The 1,742-nt window shown below is 44.5% G+C and carries 1 protein-coding gene; it reads left to right on the top strand.

The window, feature by feature from the left end; translation table 11 throughout:
• Positions 1-135 precede the first annotated feature (135 nt).
• Positions 136-1,656: an ISNCY family transposase gene (locus ACJB0T_RS21855; protein WP_479291661.1), complete on the top strand. Its 1,521-nt coding sequence runs from the start codon at positions 136-138 to the stop codon at positions 1,654-1,656.
• The last annotated feature ends 86 nt before the right edge of the window (positions 1,657-1,742 follow it).

Here is a 1,742-nt window from a genome sequence, read left to right as displayed (position 1 = left end):
TGTGATCACCAAGCGATTCTGTCGTACCTTAATTACCAAGCGACTTTGTCATTACAATAACTACCGAGGGAAAATGACGGGACTGAATTGGCGTACTTTTTAAAGTAATTAAATCAGCTTTAAAGGGTGCTAAGGATGTTCTACATGGATTCAAAATCACAGTTTACTGTCGATATCATTAGCAAAGTCATTGATGGCAAAATCACTATCAATAGTGCCACTCAACTGCTACAAAAATCACGCAGAACAGTGGAGCGTTACTTGAGCCGTTATCGCAAGGAAGGCATTCGGTTCGTGATTCATGGTAACACTGGTCGTGCTCCCATCAATAAAATCCCTGAGTCACTCAAGAAAGAGGTTCAAAGCCTCATTCAAACCAAGTACTACGACTTTAATCTTCAACATCTCTCAGAGCTTCTGAGCAAAAATGAAGGGCTGTCGATAAAACGTGAAACGTTGCGTTCTTGGGCTCATGATATTCACCACGTAAAGCGCTCTAAGCGCCGTAGAAGTCGAGTAAGAAAGTATCGAGAGCGTATGCCATTACCTGGGCTTATGTTGCAAATGGATGGCAGCCCACATCGTTGGTTCGGAAATGAGCGCTCCTGTCTCATCGCTATCGTCGATGATGCGACCAGTGACATTCATGCGCAGTTTTTTCCCTCCGAAACGACCGAAGGATGCATGAAAGTGATGCGTGCTTATATCGAGAAGCGTGGCGTATTTAAGACCTTGTATGTTGATAGAGCGGGTATCTTTGGTGGGCCGAAACGCAGTAACTTCTCACAGATGCAGCGAGCGTGTGAGGAGCTAGGCATAGAAATCATCTTTGCGAACTCTCCTCAAGGGAAAGGAAGAATCGAACGTGCCTTCGACACCTTCCAAGACCGCCTAGTCCCCGAACTACGCCTCAACAACATCACTGATATGGAGAGCGCGAACCAATACTTGCAAGAAGAGTTTATCCCCAAATACTGGGTGAAGAATGTGATGGTTCAGGCGACTAACTCGAGCTCTGCGTTCAAGTCGTTGCCACCTGACCTAGATCTTAACAGCATCTGTGTACAGAAAGAATATCGAACGATACGACGTGACCACACATTTAGCTTTGATAGCAAAATGTACGTTATCGATTCGCCAGTACGTTACTCCATAGAGAACCAAAAAGTAGAAATCCGATGTCAGTTCGACGGTACCTTCTCAGCTTACTTCGGTCATCGACGGTTAGATATCACTGAGTTAGTTGAACCACGTAAATGTCATGAGTATGGCAAAGAGGTGCAGCGCAAGATAGAAGCTCTGGAGTTGGTTGCGGAGCTTGGCAGTGTCTCTAAAGCTGCTCGGATCTTAGGTTGCTCTCGCCAGACCTTATATACCTATCAGCAAATAATGGAAGAGGAAGGGCCACTCGGTCTTAAGCGAATTAATAAGCCATTGAAACGTAGTAAAAACAGTATCCCAGAGAGTACTGAAGATAGGATTATCGAGTTAACATTGCTTAACCCGCACAATACGTCGATACAAGTGATGAAACTACTCAAACAAGAGAGCATTACCGTGAGTATCAGTACTATCCAAACTATCTGGAAAAGAGAGAAACTCAACACGCGAGAGATGAGAATCAAGCAATCCCAATCGATGAATATCGATGTGTGAGGCAGTCGAACGATATGACTACTAGAATATAGGGGCATGACAGAATCGGTTGGTACTTATCCCGTCATGTTCCCTCAGTAATGACA

Source organism: Vibrio sp. CB1-5 (assembly GCF_059412285.1).
Note: the sequence above shows the minus strand (reverse complement) of the source record. Positions and strands in the feature narration are given on the sequence as shown.

Bases quoted from the DNA above. Each gene is read 5' to 3' on its own strand.
- ACJB0T_RS21855 (WP_479291661.1), top strand. From the start codon at position 136: ATGTTCTACATGGATTCAAAATCACAGTTTACTGTCGATATCATTAGC.